This window comes from Cohnella sp. (assembly GCF_041640265.1).
GTDB lineage: Bacteria > Bacillota > Bacilli > Paenibacillales > Paenibacillaceae > Cohnella.
The window spans coordinates 113,071-138,535 of the sequence record NZ_JBEQAP010000008.1 but is presented as its reverse complement, the minus strand read 5'-3'; the positions used below and the strand labels follow the sequence as shown (position 1 = coordinate 138,535).

General features: G+C 39.0%; 18 protein-coding genes and 1 other RNA gene. 18 read left to right on the top strand and 1 reads right to left on the bottom strand.

Annotation, left to right across the window (positions count from 1 at the left end; translation table 11 throughout):
• Positions 1 to 275: 275 nt before the first annotated feature.
• The 6 genes from ACESLK_RS08835 (at position 276) to ssrA (ending at position 10,928) form a co-directional block, all read left to right on the top strand.
• On the top strand, positions 276 to 2,702 hold the full coding sequence (locus tag ACESLK_RS08835; protein ID WP_373228928.1) for an HD domain-containing protein: 2,427 nt from the start codon (positions 276 to 278) through the stop codon (positions 2,700 to 2,702).
• A gap of 26 nt (positions 2,703 to 2,728) precedes the next feature.
• Positions 2,729 to 5,713 carry an AAA family ATPase gene (locus ACESLK_RS08830; protein WP_373228926.1) on the top strand — a complete coding sequence of 995 codons (2,985 nt, stop codon included), beginning with the start codon at positions 2,729 to 2,731 and terminating at the stop codon, positions 5,711 to 5,713.
• Positions 5,714 to 5,895: 182 nt separating this feature from the next.
• Positions 5,896 to 7,149 (top strand): HEPN/Toprim-associated domain-containing protein, encoded by a 1,254-nt coding sequence (locus ACESLK_RS08825; RefSeq protein ID WP_373228924.1) that lies wholly within the window; start codon positions 5,896 to 5,898, stop codon positions 7,147 to 7,149.
• A 145-nt stretch (positions 7,150 to 7,294) separates the two neighbouring features.
• Positions 7,295 to 8,668 (top strand): toll/interleukin-1 receptor domain-containing protein, encoded by a 1,374-nt coding sequence (locus ACESLK_RS08820; protein ID WP_373228922.1) that lies wholly within the window; start codon positions 7,295 to 7,297, stop codon positions 8,666 to 8,668.
• 284 nt (positions 8,669 to 8,952) lie between these two features.
• The gene (locus ACESLK_RS08815; RefSeq protein ID WP_373228920.1) at positions 8,953 to 10,605 is read left to right on the top strand and encodes a hypothetical protein; all 1,653 of its coding nucleotides are present in this window, start codon (positions 8,953 to 8,955) and stop codon (positions 10,603 to 10,605) included.
• Positions 10,588 to 10,928, top strand: a transfer-messenger RNA (tmRNA) gene (gene ssrA, locus ACESLK_RS30105). The genes ACESLK_RS08815 and ssrA overlap by 18 nt, the downstream gene beginning before the upstream one ends.
• Before the next feature lie 307 nt (positions 10,929 to 11,235).
• On the opposite strand, the gene ACESLK_RS08810 is transcribed toward ssrA, so the two are convergent.
• A complete protein-coding gene (locus ACESLK_RS08810; RefSeq protein ID WP_373228918.1) occupies positions 11,236 to 11,919 on the bottom strand; it encodes a DNA-primase RepB domain-containing protein in 684 nt (227 codons plus the stop codon).
• Between the two features lie 477 nt (positions 11,920 to 12,396).
• On the opposite strand from ACESLK_RS08810, the gene ACESLK_RS08805 reads away from it, so the two are divergent.
• The 12 genes from ACESLK_RS08805 to ACESLK_RS08750 all read left to right on the top strand — a co-directional run bounded on the left by ACESLK_RS08805 (position 12,397) and on the right by ACESLK_RS08750 (position 25,465).
• Positions 12,397 to 13,917: a spore germination protein gene (locus ACESLK_RS08805; RefSeq protein WP_373228916.1), complete on the top strand. Its 1,521-nt coding sequence runs from the start codon at positions 12,397 to 12,399 to the stop codon at positions 13,915 to 13,917.
• 24 nt (positions 13,918 to 13,941) lie between these two features.
• A complete protein-coding gene (locus tag ACESLK_RS08800) occupies positions 13,942 to 15,147 on the top strand; it encodes a Ger(x)C family spore germination protein (protein WP_373228914.1) in 1,206 nt (401 codons plus the stop codon).
• Positions 15,148 to 15,152: 5 nt separating this feature from the next.
• A complete protein-coding gene (locus ACESLK_RS08795) occupies positions 15,153 to 15,386 on the top strand; it encodes a hypothetical protein (RefSeq protein ID WP_373228912.1) in 234 nt (77 codons plus the stop codon).
• Positions 15,387 to 15,392: 6 nt separating this feature from the next.
• A complete protein-coding gene (locus tag ACESLK_RS08790; RefSeq protein ID WP_373228911.1) occupies positions 15,393 to 16,493 on the top strand; it encodes a GerAB/ArcD/ProY family transporter in 1,101 nt (366 codons plus the stop codon).
• Positions 16,494 to 16,767: 274 nt separating this feature from the next.
• Positions 16,768 to 16,959: an aspartyl protease family protein gene (locus tag ACESLK_RS08785; RefSeq protein ID WP_373228909.1), complete on the top strand. Its 192-nt coding sequence runs from the start codon at positions 16,768 to 16,770 to the stop codon at positions 16,957 to 16,959.
• Positions 16,960 to 17,141: 182 nt separating this feature from the next.
• Positions 17,142 to 17,597: a GNAT family N-acetyltransferase gene (locus ACESLK_RS08780; protein WP_373228908.1), complete on the top strand. Its 456-nt coding sequence runs from the start codon at positions 17,142 to 17,144 to the stop codon at positions 17,595 to 17,597.
• Positions 17,598 to 17,780: 183 nt separating this feature from the next.
• Entirely contained in the window at positions 17,781 to 18,923 is a 1,143-nt protein-coding gene (locus ACESLK_RS08775) for a cation:proton antiporter (protein ID WP_373228906.1), read from the top strand.
• A 15-nt stretch (positions 18,924 to 18,938) separates the two neighbouring features.
• Positions 18,939 to 19,811, top strand: coding sequence for an alpha/beta fold hydrolase (locus ACESLK_RS08770; protein ID WP_373228903.1), 873 nt, complete (start codon positions 18,939 to 18,941; stop codon positions 19,809 to 19,811).
• A gap of 185 nt (positions 19,812 to 19,996) precedes the next feature.
• Entirely contained in the window at positions 19,997 to 21,676 is a 1,680-nt protein-coding gene (locus ACESLK_RS08765) for a ribonuclease J (protein WP_373228902.1), read from the top strand.
• A 182-nt stretch (positions 21,677 to 21,858) separates the two neighbouring features.
• Positions 21,859 to 22,596, top strand: coding sequence for a hypothetical protein (locus ACESLK_RS08760; RefSeq protein ID WP_373228900.1), 738 nt, complete (start codon positions 21,859 to 21,861; stop codon positions 22,594 to 22,596).
• Positions 22,597 to 22,606: 10 nt separating this feature from the next.
• On the top strand, positions 22,607 to 24,295 hold the full coding sequence (locus tag ACESLK_RS08755) for a vWA domain-containing protein (protein WP_373228898.1): 1,689 nt from the start codon (positions 22,607 to 22,609) through the stop codon (positions 24,293 to 24,295).
• A 30-nt stretch (positions 24,296 to 24,325) separates the two neighbouring features.
• The gene (locus ACESLK_RS08750) at positions 24,326 to 25,465 is read left to right on the top strand and encodes a toxic anion resistance protein (RefSeq protein WP_373228897.1); all 1,140 of its coding nucleotides are present in this window, start codon (positions 24,326 to 24,328) and stop codon (positions 25,463 to 25,465) included.

The following is a 25,465-nucleotide window of genomic DNA, read 5'->3' as shown; positions in this document are numbered from 1 at the left end:
AATAAAAAAGTTGTATATGACAGTCCAGTTTAAGAATCGAGATGATATGCTGTATGATAAAACGATTGTAGTTGATTAATAAATGAATATGCAGGAAATTGTCGAATAATGTGGAAATATTTAGACAGGGACCATTTAGGTCCCTATCTTTGTACTAAGAGACGATCTGTTACTTAAATTGATCCATCAAATGATGGATAGTAGTAAGCGGTAAATAAGAAGTGCGTGTAATTACGTTAATGTATATTGATATTAGCACCGTAGGGGGAAATGCCATGAATGATGATTGGCGTGAAGAAACCAAATCAAGATTATTAAATAGTGACTTGTATCAATCGTTAATATCTAAATGTAAAAATGAAGCATCAGGAGAGCATGTATTAGCTCTTGTAGACGATGTTTCTTATTATTCATATCAAAGAACAAAAACGATTCTCCGTCATATGGGTGAATTTACACTACATGATGGGGATCATTTATTTAGAGTATTGAAATTAATGGAGAATCTGCTGTCGCCTGTTAACATTGATGAATTGTCTGTACCTGAATTATTAATGTTAATTTTGAGTGCCTTTTTACATGACATTGGTATGGCTCCAGATGAGAAAACAGTAACTGCGTGGAAAATGGTATGGGATACTTCGCCAAAGTTTGAGGACAAATATGAGGAGAACGAATATTCTAATTTCAAAAGATACATATCGGCTCGACCAGATAGAATAGCGATAATCGATGAATTAGCTAAACAAGGTGAACATAACAAAGCGGATTTGTTGAAAAGTTATTTAATTTCAGATTATATCAGAGAAACTCATTCGTTTCGGTCAAGAGAAATAATATCTCAAGATTGGGCGGATAAAATCAAATATAGAGATACTGATTTGGCAAGTGAACTGGCTGAGGTGTGTTTTAGCCATAATGACAATGCATTATCCTTGCTGCATATGGATAAACGATTTTTATGCGGCCAAGGTATATATGCTTGTTTACCTTTAATTGCAGTTATATTAAGACTGGCGGATGTACTTGATTTTGATGCGAAACGTACTCCAGAAGTTCTCTTCTCACACTTAGCAGTAAAAAACCCTGTTTCTTTGCAAGAATGGAACAAACATCGTTCAATTGAATCCTGGTTCATAAGTAATGAGATTATTCAGTTTCATGCAAAGTGTACGCATCCTGCTATTGAGGCTTCTATTCATGCATTTTGCAACGTAATCGATTCTGAACTTAGTTCATGCAACAATGTAATTACATCTATTAATGAATTTCATAGAGGAGTTCGTAGAGACTTACAAATACAAATTCCTTTTAATGTTGATAGAACGAAAATTACAACCAAAAAAGACTTATTTGGGAAACCACTATATTTGTATAGAGATACCCACTTTAATCTTAGTAAGAATCAAGTGATTGATCTTTTAATGGGGACAAAACTATATGGTGATCCGGAGGTCGCATTGCGAGAGTTAATTCAGAACTCTATTGATGCTTGTTTACTTAGACAAGCTTTAGAAAAGCAATGGGGAAATCTATATGTTCCTGAAATCACTGTAAAATATAGCACTGAAAATAATGAAGATATTCTTGAAGTTATTGATAATGGAATAGGTATGGATCAATATATTATTGATTCATACTATTCAAAAGTCGGCTCATCATTTTATAAATCTTCAGATTTTTATGATATGAAATCAGAGTCGAAAGCAGATTTTACTCCAACCTCAAGATTTGGAATTGGGATATTATCTTGTTTTATGGTTGCTGATACCCTGATTGTAGATACAAGGAGGGCTAAAGGCCCCCATGAATCAAGTGATCCAATTCATCTGATGGTTGAAGGACAGGAGAGTATATTTTGGATTAAACGCGGAGAAAGGTCAACTCCAGGAACGTCAACAAAGCTAATCTTAAGGAAAAATAAAAACCCTTGGGAACGAATGGATGAAGATCAGTTTATAAGATCAGTAGAAACTGTAATTCCTAATCCACCGCTTAAAATAACAATTAGAAGTGATAGCCATATTAAATATCGAGATGAAAACAGCTTTAAAACAATAACGGCGGATTCCTTAGAAGGCCAAGAACTAAAATATCATGAGAATATAAAGAAGATCCAATTCTCTATAGAAGACAATTCTGGAATTGTAGGGTCTGTAGTAGCTTATATTCTTGAAAGTCGAGGTAATCCAGTAGATCGAATAAAGCTAACCTCGAAAAGTGTAGAGATAGATGGTGAGAAATATGATCTAAATAAATCATATTCCATGTCAGACAATGAGATTAAAATGCATTCGACTTCAATTAGCGTGAATACAGAAAATGAAATTAAACAATCGTCCACTTACAGTACCATAGTTGAATCTAAATCGAGGTTTTCTTTGCACGGAATTGAAATTCCAACAACACTTTTCCCACAATCATGGAGAACACAAAAAAATCAAGTGCAAATTAAGTGGCCTTTACCAGTCATGCTAGTAATTGATGTTTGCGGTAGTAGAGATCTAGACTTGAATTCATCTAGAATGCAGGTGTTATTGAGCGAAAAGTGGTTTGAATTTGAAGAAGATTTGGCTTTTTTGATTTGCGAGTCAATTTCGAAATCAGTGGATTTAAGTTACTGGAATTCTCTAAGAGACATATTATTAAGCAATGCCAGAAGTGAGCAATTTATAAATGGGTTAAAGAGAGTGAACAGATAGCTGAACACGGTAAGGGGGGGATTGCTTTGAATGAATCAGTACGAGAACGAAAAATACTGGATGATTTAGTTTATGGAAAGTCAGTTAATATTAATGGTAAGGAATATGATTTAAAGGATGCATTTTCACGGAAGCTTCTACAACATATTAGAAGACTTTCTGATAAAATAATTGAACCCCCAATTGGACAAGACAAGGTATCAGAGTTGATAAAAGCTTCGCAAAAAATAATTGAAATTGAAGAAGTAGTAGATCCTCTAAAACAGTCAGAAGAAACATCAGAACGCCCCCATAGAAAATTAAGGCTTAAGAAACTATCCGCATATAATTTCAGAGGTCTACAAAATTATAATAGTGTTGCATTTACATATGATTTTAATCCGCAACCGTATCTATTGACCGGAGTAAATGGAGCTGGTAAATCCTCTGTACTGAATGCTATTGTTTGGTGCTTAACTGGCCATTTGTTGTGGGATAGAACAATGCCAAGTATCCCGCCAAAAGTAGATTTAAAAACGTTAAAGGATGATTCAAGTGCTCCAAAGACTATAAAAAATAGCTGGCCAATTCAAGTTTCAATTCCTGAACTGGAGTCAATTAGTGTTGCGAAACCACACTGTTGGGTGGAATTAGAACTTGTTGATGGAGAAGAAGATACCCCTGTTCTGGTAAAGAGAGAATACAGTATAAATAAAGAGTCAGTAATTGGTCTGGAATCATTGGATCATTTAAGCATAGAACTTGCTCTTTTAATGCCTGGTAGGGTTAATCATATTCAATTGAATAATGACACTCAGATTGGAAAGATCTTTTTTCAAATAAGCGGACTAGATGCTTTAAATAAATATGGTATTTTTACAGGTACTAATGGAATTGGTAAGTCTTTAACTGCACATATCAACAAATTACAGCAGGAGTTTGAAAGTTTACAAGAGCAGGTAGGTAGTGAATCAAGGGTATTTAATGAGAATCTACCCGCAGATATGAAAGAAGCTTATGAGCAAGTTGCTGTTTCAGAAAACGATGCTGTTGTTAGAGCTAGTAGTAGAATTGATTGGTTAAAGACTGAAGAAGTTACACGTCTTAATCAATTGTCTGGTTTGTTTAGTCTCCCTGAGGAACTACCAGATCAACAATTGATTGATTTAGGTAAAGCCATCCTGGTTGCCCATGAAAACTTAAAATCGACAAATCCCTCAAGTTGGGGAGAAATCGAATCATTATTTAAGGCCATTGATGAATGGGATGGAGAGGCAGAAACTGTTTGGAGTAATACACAAGATATTATTAAACAGAACCTAGAGTTATCTTTAGATTGGTATGTGAAATTAAAACAAACTGAGAAACTTCGACTAAAAATCTTGGCTGCACAGCTCATAAAAGATTCTAATGTTGATTCATGTCCTCTGTGTGAACAAGAACTTGAGCATGACCATTCGCTAAGACAGGAAATAGCTACTTTAAATAAAACAGATGGAATGGCCTTGAAAAGTGTTGGTGAGATCTTGAGTTCATTAAGTGTTCAATTAGAGAATTCTCTTCCAGATTCTTTTAAACGCATAAAGCCTAACAAAATTAAAACAATTATCAATAACAGCTTTGAGTATAATATTGGGCGATTTTTAAGAGGGGATTTAGAATCTATCAGAAATATAGGATACAAGGCCATCAATGATTTATTAGACTTTGAGGAACCCTTCCTCGATTCTCAAATTAATTATTCTTGCCTTAAGCTTGTATTGATTGATGAGATATCTGTCATAGAACAATTTGAGGCATTCGAGAAGAAATTTGACGAGTACAATAAAAAGGTTTTATTAATCTCTTGGGCTTCACAGAATTTAATGAAGTTAACAGATGACCTGGAGATTGCGTTGGGTTATAAAAATACTGTAGAAACAACTATACTGGGTAAGCTCAGAATGGCAAATAACGTTGCGAGTTCTGCTAAGCCGATTCAAACTTGTGTAAACCAACTTCAAAAAGTTTTAGGTTTGTTTCAACAAAAAAACGAAGTTGAAACAAAGCTCAAAGTATCTAAAAAGGTCAAGAACGCCTGTACAGATTTATTAGTGCTCACTACTATATCAAATGAACTACTATTTGAAGACTTAGTGAGAGTAGAGACTGAGTTGTATGGAACTTATAAAAGACTATATGGGGGAGAAGATTTAGTCTTACAAAAAATAATCCCCACAGGTAGTGGTCGGAACTTTTCATTATCGTTTTGGGTAGGATTTAGAGATATGTTGGTTGAAGCAGGGGGAATTCTTAACGCTTCAAGGATAAGGGCATTACTCTGGTCTTATGTATTTTCATTAGCCAAAGTAGGCTCAGAAAATTCTAGCGGCGACTGGTTGAATTTCATGATAATCGATGAACCATTAACCTCCTTAGACCAAGAGCACCAAAGAAATTTTGCTCAGATAGTTTTTGATGCTAATATTCAAAAACAAATAATAGTTGCGTCTCACGACTTACGCTGGCCGAGAGAATTACAAAATCTATCATCAAGCCATCCAATATCAGCTAACTTTATTAGTTGCTATGGAATTTCTTCACAAAGGGAGTCAGTAAGATTATCGGAATGGATGGGACAGGTAGATGTGAAGTGGAAAAGATGGATGGATGACAACACCGACATTGAATCTGGACGAGACTATGTCGCAGCGGCTAGAGAATGGTGTGAGGATGAGCTTAAAGATATACTAATATGGGCTTCTTCACCATCGTTGGCTAGGGATACATTGGGCCCACTTATAAAAAAACTGGAGAAGGCTTTCACTGATGACCAACACTACGGTATTTTGCAAGTTACTCAATTAGTTGAATCTTTGAAGTCAATAGAAGCAGATTTACAAAACAGCCATCATGGATGTGCTGAACGGAAGAACATATTTAAAAATCAAATAGTTCAAGTTAACAAAATAATGTCAGGGAAAGTTATTGATAACGTAAGCATTATTCGAAGTACACTGCATCATCGATTGGGTTTAGTTACAATAGTATAGTATTACCAGTAAATGAGAAATTTGTGAAAGAACTGCGACCTGTGAGGTCGCTTTTTTCAAGGTGTTTATTGTGGGCCACGATCATTTTACAGGATAGTAAATACAGGTAGGTTTGAAAAGGTAGATTAAAAATTTGAAAGTGGTATTTTATCAATATTGTCATGGGTTTTGGAGGTATAACAATGGGAAGCTACGCTTCATTATTCATTTCTTCATTTGAGGCTTATTCATGTAAAAGCTATATTAGTCCGACTCTTATGACCTTATTCAGAGAGTCAGATAGGAAGCAGTTAAGTTGGACGGATGGAGATGGAGAAAATAGAGAGTCTTTTAAATACATCAACAGAGTAGGCTCAATTAAACTAAGATTAGATATTATGGGGTTTAATTTAGCGAACACAATTGATGAATTCACTTCAAAGAATGATAGTCATTTTTATATTAGTTACTCTGTTGACGATGTTTGGAATGAAATATTATACGAGAATTATTCTTTCGATAACTGGCTTAAGGCACTAAAATCAATTGTTAATGCGCAACAATATTATTTTGAATTAAAAGAATCAATGAAACCTAATGACGATCCAATATTGTATCATATATTAAATGAACACGAGGACGGGAATTCTTTATTCGGTTTCAAATGTTACGATATTAGATATGTGATTCGAGGTGTTCTAGAACTATTTAACGATGATGAGCAATTCTATATTGATTTCTCTGAATTGATTGATGCCGGTTACTACTCAGAAGAAGATAAAATCTGTGAATTATCATTACAAAATTTAGCAGATGATTATATTGCTAATGAGAAAATTATTATTTTATCTGAAGGTTCATCTGATATCACCATAATAAAACGTACAATGGAATATTTATACCCTGATATAGTTGGCTTTTATTCATTTATGGATTTTTATCAATCAAATGCATCAGGGAGTGCCTCGTCTTTAGTTGCTTATATTAAGGCATTTATTGGATCGGGAATTAGAAATAGAATAATAGCTTTGTTCGATAATGATACGGCGGCAGATGAGGCGATTTCGGCATTAAATAAAATTAACGTACCATCAAACATTAGAGTGTTGAGATATCCATATTTAGAGCATTGTAATGAATATCCCACAATCGGACCACATGGTATAGGATTTACAAATATTAATGGGTTAGCTTGTAGTGTTGAAATGTATTTAGGATGTGACATGTTAGTAAACAATGATCTTGATTATCCAACAAAATTAATACCTGTTCAATGGAAGGGGTATAGCCAAGGATTAAAAAAGTATCAAGGTGAAATATTAAATAAAGAAAAATTGCATAAGAAATACATTCATTTTTTAGACGACTTAAATGAAAACCCAGAATTAAAGGAAAAGCATGACTGGGAAGGTATGAAAGCAATAATTATGATGATATTTAATGCGTTTAATCGTTGAGTATTATTTTCTCATATCTTGAATATATGAATGGCAAGTGGCACTTAGATTATATCGAAATATAGGAGTTCTCCGTCAGAAGTAATCATTATTAATAAAGAAGTAACAATTCAAACGGATCTTGCAATGGGAGTTGAGGCATATTATGAAAAAAACCAACATTACTCCAACTGTGTTTATATCATATAGTTGGACTTCCGCGAAACATGAAGAGTGGGTAATTAATTTGGCGGGGCGACTCCGAAAAGATGGTGTCGATGCATTTATTGATAAGTGGCGGTTAAAACCTGGGCACGACAGATTTGCGTTTATGGAACAAATGATTGGCTCTAATGATATACATAAGGTACTGGTTGTTTGTGATAAAGGATACAAGGAAAAAGCCGATCAACGAATAGGTGGAGTAGGTGTTGAAACGCAAGTTATTTCAAAGAATATTTATACTAGAGTTCATCAGGAAAAGTTTATTCCTGTGATTTCTGAACGTGGTGAAAATGGCGAGGAATTCGTGCCTTCTTTCATGGCATCACTGATCTATATTGATTTATCGAATGTAAATTGCTACGAAGCAGGGTATAAACAGTTACTCTACGCAATTTTTGAAACAGCCGAGCATGAAGAACCCGAGCTAGGTAACATTCCGGATTATATCATAAATAAGAAGCCCGGATTGAAAGAAGACATACATATTTCTGAGAAGAATCAAGGTATACAAACAGGTGAGTACTATGAACCTATATTCATCTCCGATGATACTAGTCATAAACATAGTATTAAAAATGTTAGCTTGACTGCATTTTTGCCTAATCAATATGATTTAGGTTCTTGCCTAGTTTCATTTGTAATGAAAGAAATATCAGGCTGTATGTTCACTCTCCATGGTGAAAATCTTATTCACACCTTTTTTTATGGATTAAATACACCTGCAAGAGATTGCAAAAGAAGGTTTTTAGTTGGTTTTGATGAAAAAATTAATAGATATATTGTCCAATTCCCACATAACCGCTTTTATTTAAATCTTGATGAAGTAGAAGAACTGTGTAATATAGTTGATGAATTATTTCCATATTATATAAAGTCAATGCGAAAATACCGTCCAGCAAAATCTAGTAATATAGCTAATGTAAAAGACCTTCATGATTGGGTACTTGGAATTCAAAGCTTCTATAATGTTCATGATACTATAACTTTAGCAGTAGACGTGAAAAATGCATATGAGGCTTTAAAACTAGCTATATTCAGATCGAAACTAAGTGATGACGTTTTTGGTTACATCTCTATGAAACTAATACTAAAAGGTTTGACAAAGGATAATGCTTGTTTGAAAATTTCGGAACATCAAAATACTCTATCTAAAGGCTTCCGCCACAATGGGGAAGTTGATATGATCCTGCGTTCATTAGTCGTCCTTTTAAGAGACTGTAGAAGTTTGTTATCTCTCGATGAAATTAAAGAAATTATAGCATTGTTGCAAATATTTGAAGATACGAAGGATCTTTTTGATTTTAATGAACATTAGAGATAGTAGTTTTGTTACAAGTAGGTTTCGACAAGAAACTGCATCACACAACATGTAGGACACGCTGAGTAATAAACTATTAAACTTGGGATAGAGATAACTTATGAGTAAGGGGATTTTCTTTGGGAACTTTAAGGAGGAGTGGGCAAGACAACAACGGTTAATGAGATGTGGTTGTTGTCGGTGAAAAATGCAATGGTTCTCGGATGAAGTAACATAAAGTAGTGTCAAAACTGACGTTACAAAAGCAAATTCTATTAAGGCTTAGGGGGGGGAATGGATGCATGCAAACTTATTCAATAGCCAATGACTATCAAAATGAAAGTGATGCTATTGCTATAGTGCCTATTAAAAGTTTTGTTGTATCTGAGAAATATAGTGTAAACAAAATAAACATCTATCCTTCGGGAACGCTTAATGTTGAAGAAATTAGAGGAATGAGCTTTAACTTTAATTTTGAGGAGATAAAGAAAGAGTTTTATGATGCCACAATTATCACCTTTCCTATCACATATCAAAGACTTAATATGCTTGGAACTCTCCTGCCGAGTGAGAAAGAAAAGTTAATTAATAAAGTTTTAGGAATTGCGGAAGACGTTATGAATACATTTAGATTTATTAGTTCTAATTTCGATAAAGCATCAAATTTACCCCAAAGGGCTGGATATATTAACGATATAACAAGTGGTCTTTTGATATACTATCCCAATTTGCGTATATCGGATTATATATGTGATAAATACTATGTTTTTAATAAATCATTAGGCGAAGGCTTATACATCGAGGTTAGTCATTTAAAAACCGAATTAGATAAATACTTTACGCCTCTAAGGTCTAATCAAGGGGAAGTAGGAAATATCATAAAGCATGCATTCAGATTGTACTCTGACATATTATATCTACCCACTGCTACAAATAAGTTTATGCAGGCGATGAGTTTAATAGAATATTTATCTAATCCTTTTGAATACGAGAAGATGCAAAAAGTAAAATCAAAAATTGTACCTTATTCAGCCGAAAGTAAAAGTAGTTATCATGATATATGCGAGAGATTTAAGTATTTGACGAGTTTAACTGAGAACGGTGTAAATATTGGTTTGCGAACTTCCATAATTCATACAGGAAAAACATTGGAACAGATCATAACAAACCGATATGAAATAGATTTATTATTAAGAGAGTTACAAACCTATATATGTAACTTTATTAATGGAGTTATTAAATATTGCGAAAAAGATTGGAATTATGTCGAGATAAAGATACAAGAAAAATATGATGAAATACAAAAAATCAAATCTGGATACGAAGGGAAATTCGAAGCCGATACTGCTATAATTATTGATTTTGAATTTCTTAACCTAGCTATAAGAGAGGTATTTCAAATATATCCGAAGTATAAAGATGTGAAATTTAATATAGCCCAATTCATATCACTTTTATTGATTCAGGCAGATATTGAGAGAAAGAACTATCAAATTCCCGTTCAGTTAATATATAAGCAAGACGTGCCAATAAATAATAGTGTTGATGTGAGAAAAGTCAGTCAACTTGAAGGGCTGGGGTTTAATTCTTCGTTAGGCGAAGTAAGTATATATACATTTGATGGTGGGGAAGATTATGATTTAATCTTAGAAAAGTTTATTAGGGGTTATTTAATTGAACTTAATTACAATATTAGTCCTGGAGCTAAATTTACAAAGATCGTATGGATCTCCGATAGAAATAAGCTAGATGATGAGATATTTATTAAAGCTGAGAGTTCATGCAAGAAAATCTTGCTTGGAAGATTGGATAATAAACTAACTACATGCTACGATAAGTGTACTTGGTTTGATATTCAATTATTGATAATGAAAAGTTTGGGAATAGAATACTATGAAGAGTGTACAGAAGATTATATCTTCAAAATAGAAGATGCCCGATATGAAGGAGCATAGAAGTGTTGGTAGTAGGGCTGCGTCTGCTTCACTAACGCGGAAAGCCTATTAAACGGCAAACAACAACCAACTTTAGCAGCAGCCTAAGAAACTGACTGTTAAGCTTCTACCCTCCATCGCCCATGTGGCGGGATAGGGGCCAACTCTAGTGGGATACGCTGTCTAGTCTCCGCCTGGGGCTAGCGGAAGAAGATAATCAGGCTGAACCGAAGGGAATCCGATAACAGGGAGTCTCTAGGGTGACATCAGATCTGTCACTACACCCGTAGAAGCACATGTGGCGTTATCTTCGGACACAGGTTCGACTCCCCTCGCCTCCACCATAAGAACACTGACCGCATGAGGTCAGTGTTTTTTTGTTATATGGTGGTGGCGAGGGGTCGATCCGGTCCGAAGGAGGACATGGGGTTCGTTCCGCGCACAGGTCTGCGGAGCACAGACCGAGCACGGCATCTCATTCTACCGCTAAGAACGTCATCCGCGAATCCTCTGCTTCAGCAACTTTAATCATGAATGGGATACCCCTGAGCCGAATAAAGAATGCGACACAAGAAATCGACACGAAGTAGTCGGCTTTATTTGGGGAGCTATGACCATTTGTATGATAACTAAGCATTTAGCAAATTGAACTCAGTGTATAAGTCGAGGATTTAAAGCAAGTTTATTTATTAGTTCCTCTTGCGTAAACGGTTTTTTCCTTCCCAATTGGCGGACCCGAACTAAAAAGGGTCTGTCAGGATTTTTCATATGGTAGAATCCTGGTATACGCATAACTCTTGATAGATTTGTTATCTTTGGATCGGAGCCGAATTTTTGGGCTAATGCTTTTTGAATAGGTACGAATTTGCTTATGGAGCCACCTTGAATGACCCAATAGATGTGATATCCGTTTTTAGTTTCGATTATCATTGCATTTCTAATACGGTTCCAATGTTTTTTAAGAAACACTTTCTTCAATTGTGCGATTCTCTGTTCGGTTCGATGAGCTAAAAGGCGGTACTGGCCTTGTTTATTTCTTTTGATTGTAGTCAATAGAATCTGCTCTGAAGGGTTTGATTTTATTGATTTAATTTTCTGCTTGACCTGATCTCTTGTATTTAATTTTTCTGAAATTTTGTTTAGATCTACATCGATAAACTGTGCTCTGATTTCTTTAAAGTCACTATCCTTTGTTTCTCGGTAATTAATTTCCATAAAAACAGCATACCCTCTTGCATTTTGACTGAGCAAATGTATAAGTTTGTTCTTCTTGGAAATGAGATTTATTTGAGGAATTAGCCTTTCCATAAGATTTAGAGGTTTTTGCAGCGTCATCGCTTGTTTATTAATAAAAGAAGTATTATAGCTATAATGAGTGTGTTTTAGAGTCATTGACTAAAATAAAATGTAGACGTTCGTTCTTCTTGTAGCCCAGTTTTTCAATAAAATGATGTGCTTGGCTAGAACTTTGTCGCATAAGATTTGAATATTTTGTTAAACGTTGTTCCATTAAACCACATCCCTCTTCTATGCTAACGTCACACTTTGGTTTCTACACAATCATATTCTGGCAAGATGTCCTCAGTGTGAACGATAGCACCCATTTTTCAACTCATCGCCTTTATCTCGGAAAAAGACAGAGCCAAGCCATTTGTCACTATGGCCTGGCTTTTTTTTGATCTACACACATGCAGGTTCATCCCGAACAATTTTTTAATAGCGACAGTAGCGGCAACGGAGTTCTATAGTTTGAAAAGGTCTTGACAAGACGATACTTGATTTAATAATACGAGTGGAACACGAGGGTTAACGATGGAAGCTCTGAAAACAAGCCTGGAAGAAAATATTCAGCAGGTAAAAGCAGCTCTTGGAGACAGCGGAGATATCGTCATAAGAGAAATTCCGATTGGAAAACAAGGGGAACTTAAAGCAGGGATTATCTACACCAAAGGATTGGTAAATACCAGTTCTGTTCATAATTTTATCATCGAATCTCTCATGTTGGATACTCGGGGAACGGAGTTTGAGCAAAAGGTTTCTTCCGGTCAGAATGCTTTACAGCTCATCAAGGATTTTGCTCTTACGGTAGGAGATATTAAAGATGTAACAGATTTTGAGACGCTGTTTACCACCCTTTTATCAGGGAAAACCATTTTATTACTGGATGGATATTCGCAAGGTTTTGCCATCGGATTGGTCGGATGGGAAAATCGCGGGGTGACGGAGCCTACCTCCCAGTCGGTTATACGCGGACCAAAGGAAGGTTTCTCGGAAACCTTAATTACCAATACCGCATTGATTCGCCGAAAAATCAAAGACCCTAACCTGTGGTTAGAGAGCCGGAAGATAGGAAGAGTCACCAAAACGGATGTCGCGATTATGTTTATCAAAGGGATTGTAAATGACAAGGTGGTCGAAGAATTACGCTCTCGTCTGGATCGAATTGATATCGACGGGATATTGGAAAGCGCCTATATCGAGGAATTGATTCAGGACGCAACCTACACTCCTTTTCCTACGGTGTTCAATTCTGAACGTCCTGATGTAATTGCAGCCGGATTACTAGAAGGGCGTGTCGCAATTTTAATCGATGGAACTCCTTTTGTTCTCTTAGTCCCTGCTTTGTTCGGCCAATTCAATCAGGCAGCCGAAGACTATTATCAACGTGCGGATATCGGAACACTTATTCGTTTGCTTCGATATTTAAGCTTTTTTATCGCCTTGTTGGCACCTTCTCTCTACATTGCCATTACCACTTTTCATCAAGAAATGATCCCGACCGCACTGCTGATCAGTTTGGCAGCCCAACGGGAAGGGGTACCCTTTCCTGCTTTTATTGAAGCTCTCGTGATGGAAGTGACCTTTGAAATTCTGCGGGAAGCTGGAGTGAGACTGCCGAGAGCCGTAGGCCAAGCGGTATCCATAGTAGGGGCGTTAGTCATTGGACAAGCTGCTGTAGAGGCTGGCATTATATCTGCGGCGATGGTTATTGTGGTATCCATTACCGCAATCGCGAGTTTTGTATTTCCATCTTATAATATGGCAATTTCCGTAAGAATTTTACGGTTTGGGTTAATGGGGCTTGCCGCTTCCTTTGGTTTATATGGCATTACCTTGGGTTTAATTGCACTCGTGCTTCACTTGTGCAGCTTGCGTTCCTTTGGGATTCCCTATATGAGTCCTTTTGCGCCTTTCATTCTTGCGGATCAAAAGGATATGCTGTTTCGGTTGCCACAGTGGGCATTGTTTTCACGACCGCGCTTAATCAGTCAGAAAAACGTGATTCGAGAGCAAAATTCTCCACCAAAACCGGAACCGAGAAAACGACTATAGGGGATCGGAAAGGAGCGAGCGGGAATGATGAAACGAAAATTTATCATGCTGGGAATTCTCATTCTCGCCCTGACCGTGAACACCGGTTGTTGGAACCGCAGGGAATTGAATGAGCTCGCTATCGAAGTGGCGATGGGGTTCGATAAATCGGGGGATAAATATCGCATCACTTCTCAAGTGGTTGATCCCGGAGAAGTGGCGGCCAAGGAAGGCGGTACAGGTCGTACACCGGTCATGACCTATCAAGCCACAGCAGATACTCCGTTTGAGGCTCGAAGGAAAATGACAACGATGAGCCCCAGAAAAATATATTCTGCTCATATTCGAATGGTTGTAATCGGTGAGGAATTAGCAAAAGACGGAATAAATAAATTTTTGGATTTCCTATCGCGGGATCATGAACATCGGGCTGATTTTTTTATTGTTGTGGCGAAGGGGACAAGTGCCGAAAATGTACTAAAGATTTTAACGCCTTTGGAAAGAATACCTGCCAATAAACTGTTCGATTCCCTTAAAACGTCGGAGGGCGCTTGGGCACCCACTTCAGGCGTCACATTACATGATCTCATTTCCGACCTCGTGAGTACAGGGAAACATCCTGTCTTAACCGGCCTAAAAGTGAAAGGGAATCAGGAAATAGGTGAAAGCAAGGAAAATATAGAAGAGATTGATACTCCTACTCGGTTGGAATATACAGGACTTGGAGTTTTTAAAAAAGATAAACTCGTAGGTTGGCTAAGTGAAACTGAAAGCAAAGGGTACAACTATATCATGGACAACGTGAAAACCACAGTGGGTGTTATCCGCTGTCCGAAAGGGGGAAAAGCTGTTTTGGAGGTCATTCGAAGCAAAGCGGTGATGAAAGGGAAGGTAAAGAACGGAAACCCGGAAGCTGATGTCGAAATCCGTATAGAAGCCAATGTGGGGGAAATAGAATGCAAGAGCCTTGATTTAACTAAAACAGACACGATCTACGAAATGGAAGCAAGAGCGGAACAAAAGGTAAAAGAAATTACTGAAAAAGCAATAAAGAAAGCGCAGAAAAAATATAAAGTGGATATTTTTGGATTTGGGGACGCCGTCCATCGTGCAAATCCTAAATTTTGGAAACGTATAGAAAAAAATTGGGATCAGGAATTTGTGGATCTTCCGGTGAATGTAAAGGTTGATGTAAGGATTCGACGTACAGGAACCGTTGCCCAATCCTTCCTGAAAGAGCTAAAGGAGTAATCCGTATGTGGGTCATCTTTGGAATCCTTGCGGTAGCTGTTGCGATCGCCTTCATCGATGTTCCTTACCTTTTGAAACAAGGGTTGAAAAAGGAGCTCTGGACATTTTCGATCCTGCTCCTGTTCGGAACGGGGCTAAGCATTGCGGAAGGGTTGCAAGTGGAGATTCCCAACCCAATGGATGCGTTAGCTTTTATTTATAAGCCGTTTACTGATTTACTATTCGGTTTCTTTAAGTAGAACGGAGTGGACAAGTTGCTGGAAAACGGGAAGATCGCAGCGCGTCAATTTGCAATGCTGGTGTTTATGTTTACGGCGGGAAGCTCCCTCTTATTGGCTCCAGCCATGCTTGCTACCCCTGCGAAACAGGATGCTTGGCTGGCGGGTATTCTAGGGGTGGGTGCGGGACTTTTGTTCGGGTTGCTTTATACAAAGCTGGGCAGCTTATATCCCGAAATGAATTTGGCCCAATACAGCGAAAAAATCCTTGGAAAATGGATGGGCAAAGCCGTCTCGCTTCTCTTTCTCCCCTTTCCATTTCTTCTCGCTTCGCTTGTTCTTCGCAATATAGGGGATTTCCTCACCGTGTATATCATGCCTGAAACGCCAATCCAGTTTATCCATATTTTGATGTTAATCGTTGTGATGATGGGAGTCCGTCTTGGCATTGAAACGATAGCACGTGCTGCAGAAATTATTTTCCCATGGTTTATCCTCCTGTTTCTTTTGCTTGTGGTTTTTGTTTCGCCTCAAATAGATGTGCAAAAAATGCAGCCGGTCCTTGAAGAGGGGATGAAACCCGTGCTGCATGGTGCCCTTCTATTTGCAGCGTATCCTTTTATGGAGTTTGTTACTTTTTTGTTTATCATTCCTTATGTAAATCGGCCCAAGAAAGTAGGCAAGGCTTTTTTTGCGGGTACTTGCATGGGAGGAACGGTTATCGTCCTGCTCACGGCTCTCTCGATCTTGGTTATCGGTCCGGATCTCACAGCGAGAGATTTATACCCAAGTTATGTTCTGGCCCAAAAAATTAACATCGGTGATTTTTTGCAGCGGATTGAGGCGATTATAGCCGGCTTGTGGTTTATTACTATTTTTTTCAAACTAAGCCTTAGCTTTTATGCGACAACGTTAAGTTTGGCTCAAATTTTGAATCTGAAGGAATATCGTATGCTTGTATTTCCTCTAGGAATGATGGTGGTTGTCTTTTCTCTTGCAAGCAGTCCCAATATCGTCTATAACTTTACTACTATTCTGGAAACATGGTTATTTTTCGCCGGAACGTTCGGGCTCTTGTTGCCGTTATTCCTTTTAGGAGTGGCTGCAATTCGGAAAAGACTTTCCTGAGTTTAATTCATTATGGCACCCAAGAAAGCTATTTTATTATTAGGTCCTTCACCAGTGTAAACTCGCCTCCACAGGTCAGTGTTTTTTTGTTATATGGTGGTGGCGAGGGGGCGACCCAGTCCGAAGGAGGACATTGGGGTTCGATCGCGTGGAAGGCAAGCATGATCATCAAGATAATGGGCTCCGGAATGTAACTTGTTGCAATATGGATACTGCGTTCAAGCTTATATGCTACAATGAAACTAACTGTAAATCGTTTTTCGGAGAGCTTTATTTGAGGAATGTATTACTCGATACAGGATCGGCGGGGACGATTTTCAGCGCCGATGTAGTGGATGCCGTTGGGGTTAAGATAGAGCCTGGTGACTTTTTGAACAAAATCAAGGGTGTGGGCGGAGTAGAGGTCGTGTACTCCAAGCAATTTGATTTTTTGAAAGTGGGAGAGGCTTCGCTGGAAGCCTTATAGCAAGTAGACAGCCCCTGCACACTTAATCGTTTCATAAACGAATGGTACTGTTATGAAAATAGCCGAAAGACCGAACCATTCCAACCGAAACCTTATGCTTAAAAGGGATCTTATTATTCTTAAAGAAGCGGATAAGTGCTACCATTACTCTATCTTAGAAAACGAATATAGGGACGTGGAACATGATTATTAGGCAGGCTTCGGAAGAGGATGTAGATGCACTGATCCTGATGCGATGGGAATTTACATTGGAACATCAACCAGAAATGAAGGATGATTACAATCTTTTCGCCACTGAATGCAGAGCGTTCCTCCACCAAGCAATAAGTGGTGAACGGTGGCATATCTGGTTGGCGGAAGTGAATGGAGTTATAGCGTCACACATATACATCCAATTGATCGATAAAGTGCCGCGGCCAGGACGCATTACTTACCCTTTTGCCTATATGACCAATATCTATACTGATCCAGCATACCGATCTCGAGGAATTGGCAGCCAACTGCTTATGAGAATTCAGGAATGGGCGGTAGAGAGGAAGTTTGAATTCATTATCGTTTGGCCGAGCGAGGAGAGCAGAGAGTTCTATGCAAGGAATGGATATATACTTTGTAATGACCCAATGGAACTTCAACTATGAGAGTTATGTAATGAGAAGGCTTGACGTAGCAAACGCAACGGAATCCTTGCATGAGGTGTACTCTCCATGTATTATTAATAAATAATATTATATTGGATTCGAAGTAACGGAGGAGCCTGCACCAAGGGCTCCTTCTTTTTATTTTCTGGGCACAATATCATAAAAACATCTGGAGGCTAGTTCATGGAATTTATTCTTTATTTGATTCTGATTTTGTTTTTTACGAAGGTAGCAGGTGATTTATCTGTTCGAATTGGACAACCAGCAGTTCTAGGGAAACTGGTTGTCGGAATATTATTAGGACCCGCTGTACTTGGATGGGTTGAGCAAGGCAGCTTTATCGATGAGTTTTCGGAAGTCGGTGTACTTCTTCTTATGTTCATCGCTGGGTTAGAGACTGATCTAGAGCAGTTAAGGAAAAATTGGAAGTCGGCTTTTGCAGTAGCGATCGGTGGAATTATACTTCCCTTCATTGGGGGTTATAGCATAGCTTCAGCATTTGGGCTCAGTCAGACTTATGCCTTGTTTTTAGGTGTGATTTTCTGCGCAACCTCAGTGAGTATATCCGTTCAAGTATTGAAAGAAATGAATAAACTGAATTCTCGTGAGGGGACGACCATTCTTGGTGCAGCTGTGATCGACGATGTACTGGTTGTCATACTGCTAGCTGTTATGATGAGTGTAATCGGAACTGGAAATGACATCTCAATTGGCATGCTAGTAGGTAAAAAGCTTCTATTTTTCATAGCCATATTCCTAGCTGGTTGGTACGCCGTACCAAGAGTGATGAAATGGTTGGCACCATTGAGAGTGACTGAGGCCGTGATAACAGCTGCGCTAGTCATTTGTTTCGCATTTGCATATTTTGCTGAGTTTCTTCAGATGGCAGGAATAATCGGCGCCTTTGCAGCAGGAATAGCCATATCACAAACCAATTATAAGCACACAGTGGAAGAAAAAATTGAACCCATCGCATACTCCATTTTTGTACCTGTATTCTTCGTAAGTATTGGTCTTAATGTTTCCTTTGAAGGTATTGGTGATCAGTGGGGTTTCTTAACCAGCATAACAATTATTGCATGTCTCACAAAGTTATTTGGTGGATGGATCGGTGCACGGGTATCGGGATTTAATTCTAAATCATCTCTAGTAATCGGAGCCGGTATGGTAAGCAGAGGAGAGGTGGCATTGATTATTGCTGCAACGGGGTTACAAGCGGGTTTATTATTGCCAGAATATTTCACATCAGTGGTGATTATGGTCATTGTGACTACTCTTGTTACTCCACCACTTTTAAAAATATTTTTTCGAGAATCGAATCCATAAGGAGAATACCTGACCATGTATACGATTTATAAAAGTAAAGAAGGTAAGAAAAGGATTCAAAGTTACTACGAGTCATACTTGAAGCTGTTTGATGTGGAGTTTCAAAGAGTGTATATAGATACACTCTTTGGCAAAACGCACACATTAGTAACAGGGCCAATAGATGGTAAACCTATTTTCATCTTTCAAGGTGGCAATTGTATTAGTCCTATGACATTATCGTGGTTTTCTTCCTTGTTTGCGGACTACCGGATATATGCGCCAGACACCATTGGGCATCCTGGTTTCAGTGCTGAAACAAGAATATCAGCAAAGGATGAAAGCTACGCGCTTTGGGTTTCGGATTTAATGAATCATTTTAAGGTTGATAGAAGTGCATTCATTGGTCCTTCATATGGAGCTGGAGTTATACTGAGGTTAGCAACATTTATACCTGAGAAAATTGCCTGCTCTGTGTTAGTGGCTCCATCTGGATTGATAATAGGTCCAAAAATAAAAATGATACAAAAAATATTGATTCCGATGTTGATATATAAGATGAACTCGTCAGACAAGCAGTTACAAAAAATTGCTGATATTATGTCATCTAATAATATGAAAGCAATAGATAAAAACATAATCGGAGAAATTTTTTCGCATGTAAAGCTAGAACAAAATATGCCCAAGCTGACAGAGAAGAGGGAACTGTTAAACTACACATCTGCAACAATGGTCCTCGCAGGTAGCAAAGATATTTTCTTTCCAGCTGAAAAGGTGATTGAGAGAGCAGGAGAAATTATTTCTAATTTAATAGTATCAACTACATATGAAATGGGACATTTTCCATCTGAAGAATTGTTGAAGAAAATGAGTGCTGAAATAAAACAGTTCTTAAACTTAAACTATTAGGTGCTTCGGCCTATAATCGTCATATCGCTTCGTGTATAACAATAATATTTCTGTTCCATGAAGTATAATTCCCCTTGCTGCTATTCTCTTATCAATTAGCCTTAATTAATGTAACCGAGTATAATCATTTATAATGGAGTGAAACCATATACAACGTAAGAAAGGATAAGACTATGGAGAAATCTATGCTCATTAAAAAAAGCACAAGACGTAGGAGTATTCCCGCAGTCAAAATCTTCGCGCTTGGAGGATTAGGGGAAATTGGGAAGAATATGTATGGGATTCAGTACAAAGACGAAATCATCCTTATAGATTGCGGCTTGAAATTTCCCGACGCACAATTACCAGGCGTCGATTACATTATTCCTGATTTTCGATATCTGCTTGAACACAAAGATAAAGTAAAGGGTCTATTTCTAACCCATGGTCATGAGGATCATATCGGGGGAATTCCCTATTTGCTGAAGCAACTTCAAATTCCGGTCTACGGAGCCCCGCTAACGATCGGATTACTTCGGGCGAAGCTTGAAGAGCATCAATTGTTATCCGAAGCAAAATTGAATATCTTTAATGAGGAAGATTGTGTTGTATTCCAGTATCTTTCAGTTGAGTTTTTCAGAACATCTCATAGCATACCCGATGCATTCGGTATGGCGGTAAAAACGCCATATGGATATGTCGTTCAAACCGGTGATTTCAAATTTGATTTCACCCCGGTAGGACCATCTCCGAATATTCACAAAATGGCAGCTATCGGCGAGAGAGGGGTCCTTGCTCTCTTGTCGGATAGCACGAATAGCGAACGTACGGGGACGACTCCTTCAGAGAAATTAATTGGAGAGTCGATCTTTGATATTTTTCAAAGCTGTAAGGGAAGGATCCTATTCGCAACCTTTGCTTCTAATGTTCATCGATTACAGCAAGTCGTTGAGGCAGCAATAGCAACAGGTCGTAAGCTAGTCGTTATTGGCAGAAGCATGGAAAAGGTTTTTATTATCGGACAAGAACTAGGCTATATCCGTGTTCCAGAGGGTATGATCATTGAACCCAAAGACACAAACCGTTTCCAGGAACATCAATTAGTCATTATTTGCACAGGGAGTCAAGGAGAATCCCAAGCCGCGTTAACTCGTATTGCTTCTGGGTCTCACCGGTGGGTTCAAGTGTATCCGGAAGACACGGTCATTTTTTCTTCTTCTCCTATACCGGGTAATGTAGTAAGCGTAAACCGAAGTATTGATTTGCTAATGCGAGCTGGAGCTCATGTCGTGTATGGTTCTGTTCTGGATATACACACCTCAGGCCATGGCAGTCAAGAGGATTTAAAGCTAATGCTTCGTCTTATGAGGCCGCGATATTTTGTTCCTATTCATGGTGAATTTCGCATGTTGACCAAACATGCCGATTTGGCTGAAAAAACGGGCGTACAAAAACCCAATATTTTTGTTCTTGAGATGGGGGATGTTTTATATCTTAAACCTCAGCAAGGTCAAATAGGCGGGAAAATTCCAAGCGGCGAAACCTTGGTGAACGGGAAATTTGTCATGAACATGGATCAAGAAATTTTACTTAATCGATTACAGATGGGAAATAATGGGGTCGTTATTGCAGTTTTAATGGTATCAAAGGATACTCAGGAACTGTTAACTGGACCTACGCTTATCAGTCGCGGGTTTGTGTATGTGAGGGAGTCAGGAGCATTCCTGGCGCAAACAGAGGCGTCTTTAAAGAAAGTCCTTTCCTCAAAGATACTGAACTTAAAACGACAAGCCTGGTCGAACGTTATTGAAGAGACCTTAGATGGTATTTTCAAAGAAAAGCTTGGGCGCTCCCCTTATATTCTTCCGGTAATCATGGAACATTAGCCTCTGATGAGGTAAAAAAATATTGATATTATTAGAAAAGGAGCCAAGCGGCTTCTTTTTTGTTTTTTTAGGAATCCATTTAGCATATTAATAATTTGAAAAGACATCAGCAGTGATTTCAGGAGGTTGCTCAAGAGATTTATCCTCCGCATATTCCTAAAACAGGTAGAGGAGGTATAAGTATGGCTGGTACAAAATACATAAAACTACTGGGGATTATTGTTGGTGTGGTTGTTATGAATATCCTAGTGCTCTCGCCCGGATTTCTAGGAGTAGAGATAGGCGGAAGTGCTCTCACAACAGCATTCGGGGTAACGTCGCTGTTCGCTAGTGTGCTTGTGTTAATTTACGGGAGTTATGTCTTACTGTTTAAGCCGCCCGTTGTTTTACCTGTAAAACATATCAGAACGCACGAAGACTACGTGGAGGCTTTGACTCCCTACAGACGTGTAAAAGCGCTGGAGGATAATATTACTCTTGCCTTAGAACAGTTGGAGCGGTTGAAAAAGAAGAAGATCACCTTGTTAAATGTCCTAAATCAGAGGTTTGAAGCGACTGAGTTAAGTTATAAGAAGTTTGCTTCCGTAACCTACGAGGTGGAAAAGCTATTTTACCTGAATGTCAGGAGTATCCTGAACAGGCTCCATGTTTTTGACGAGTCGGAGTTCGAGAGTGTCATGAGGAGAAAGTCTAAGCCATTTTCTCGGGAGCTTCTAGAGGAAAAGACGAACGTATACAATAATTATCTAACTTTTATGAATAGTTCTATAGGTACTAACGAGGAAATCTTGTTGAAGCTAGATAAGCTGCTGTTGGAAATATCCCGCTTGGATAGTTTTGAGCCGGGGGATATTGAGAATATGCCTTGTATGCAGGAAATAGACTCGTTAATCAAGCAAACAAAATATTACAAACAGTGAGAGGTGCAGAATGGGTAATAGGAGCAAATTTTTTCTACTATCAGTTATCATCGTTGTATTCGTGTTCGTGCTTGTGTATTTAGGGGTAACTCTGACCTCGAATTTGGGGAAATCAAAAACACAGGTAGATTCGGAAGATGCAAGTAAGCGATTAAGCAAGCTATACTCCAATATCTCGATAAGTACGGAGACACCAGTAAAAGGACAGATCGACCTTAACCCTGCTGATCTTGGCGAGTCGTTGCCGGATATCTCTAAGTTCCCGATTACCGTAGACAACTCGACTGATCATTTTGTAGAGATTTTCTCTTCTACAGAAAAGTCGGGGACAGGTGTTGACGGTTGGTTGGCGGAAGCAGCGAACGAGTTTAACAAGGCTAATATTGACGTGAACGGGAAACCTGCTTCTGTTAAGATTCGTAACATCGCTTCCGGTACGGCCGCAGATTATATTAAATCCGGTAAATATGTGCCAGACGCTTTCACACCTTCAAATGAATTATGGGGCGAAATGATACTGGCTAGCGGTGTAAAGACTCAGCTTGTTTCTAAGCGTCTTGTCGGGAATGTTCCCGGGATTGTTATAGCGAAGGTGAAATACGATGCATTAGTGGATAAGTACGGGTCGGTGAATGTCAAAACCGTTACCGAAGCGATAGCCAATAACGAGTTTTCTATGGGGTATACGGATCCCTTTGCCAGCTCAACAGGTTTGAACTTTCTCGTAACAGCGCTCAATACTTTCGATAGCTCTGATATCTTAGGAGAAAAAGCGGTTCAGGGGTTTGAGAAATTCCAAGCGAATGTGCCCTTCATTGCGTCTACTACCCTGCAAATGCGCGAAGCGGCTAAGTCGGGTATGTTAGACGGGTTTGTACTGGAGTACCAAACTTATGTCAATGCGGCGGACTTGAAGAGCGGCTATGTGTTCACTCCTTTTGGTGTAAGGCATGACAGTCCGTTATACGCTTTGGGTGATCTCCCTCAGGATAAATTAGACATCATTAAGAAGTTTGCGGACTTTGTTACACAGGATAAATATCAAGAATTAGCGCAGGAGAAGGGCTTCAACAGTTTGGAGGAATACGAGTCGGAGCTGGCCGTCGTTGACGGTAACCTTCTGTCATCCGCGCAGAAGCTGTGGAAAGAGAAAAAGAACGGAAGCAAACCTATTGCGGCTGTATTTGTAACCGACGTATCCGGCAGCATGGATGGCGAACCTTTGAACCGCTTGAAAGAGTCCTTATTGAAGGGTCAAAAATATCTAGGGAAAGACAATAGTATCGGTCTTGTCTCCTATTCAAGTGACGTAACGATTCATTTGCCTATTGGGAAGTACGATACTAATCAGCAGTCCATGTTCGTTGGTGCGGTGAACGGTCTCCACGCTAGCGGCGGTACGGCTACCTTTGACGGAATTGTTGTCGCGTTGAAATTGCTTCAAGATGAGTTAGCCGTTAATCCCAATATAAAGCCTATCATCTTCGTCCTGAGTGATGGGGAGACGAATGAGGGCTACTCGTTAAAGGACATCAGGGAAGTCGTAGAGACCTACAAAATTCCCATTTACACCGTCGGGTACAATGCCAATATTAAAGCACTTCAAAGTATTTCGAGTATCAACGAGGCGGCTAGTATTAATGCAGATACAGATGATGTTGTCTACAAGATCGGAAACTTGTTTAATGTTCAAATGTAAGTAAATGTAATTAGCCGAAGGGGGATTACCATGTCATTTTCGATGGAAGTAGCAAGTCCGGAAGAGATCAAGGTTGCAATAGAAGAGGCGGCTAAGCCCGTTCCAGAGGAAATGGCAAAGCTTAAAGAGGCAGCGGAAACAAATGTCGCAGCGATCATGGCACTAGAAATCGAGTCGCTGGAGAAGCGGAAGGAAATACTGCAATCCATCGACACCTTTGGTCTAAATACAATGAAATTATCCTCGGATAAAAATACTTTGCTTCAGGTTTCGGTAGGCAATCTCTCAAAAACGGGAGACGAGGGTGGTCAAGTAGCTAAGGGTTTAACCGAACTGCATACGCAATTGAAGGATTTGGACCCGAGCGTAATAGACTTTGCTAAGAGGGGTTTTCTCGGTAAGCTGTTCAATCCGCTGCGTGCTTACTTCCACAAGTATCAAAAAGCCGATGGCATGATTGCGGATATTGTTATCTCTCTAGATAAGGGTAAGTCGACCCTCAAGAACGATAACACCACACTGGAGATCGAGCAGCAGACGCTCCGGGATTTGACCAAAAGGCTACAAAAGGAAATTCAGCTCGGAGTATTGATGGATGAGTCCATCGAGTCGCAAATCGAAGCGGCAAAGCTGCGTAACGAAGACCTGGAGAAGATTCGGTTCATCACCGAAGAAGTGCTCTTCCCTCTGCGTCAGCGGGTTATGGACTTACAGCAGATGCTGGTCGTTAACCAACAGGGGATTATGGCCATCGAAGTGGTAATCCGAAACAACAAGGAACTGATTCGCGGGGTAGACAGAGCTAAGAATGTTACGATTTCGGCGTTGAAGATTTCCGTAACTGTAGCTAGTGCTCTTTACAATCAGAAGATTGTCTTAAAAAAGATCGAGCTCTTAAACCAAACCACGAACGAGCTGATCGCCAGCACATCCAGAATGTTGAAGAACCAAGGGGCTGAGATCCATAAGCAATCGCTTGAAGCTAGCATCTCGGTAGACACTCTTAAGCAAGCCTTTACTGAAGTGTTGTCGGCTCTGGATTCTATCAGCACCTACAAGCAGGAAGCCCTGCCTAAAATGCGTGAAACGATCAATCAGTTCCGGGAATTGGCTGATAGTGGCGAGAAGCAGATTCAGCGTCTGGAGAAAGGTCATAAGTTGGGTCTGTAA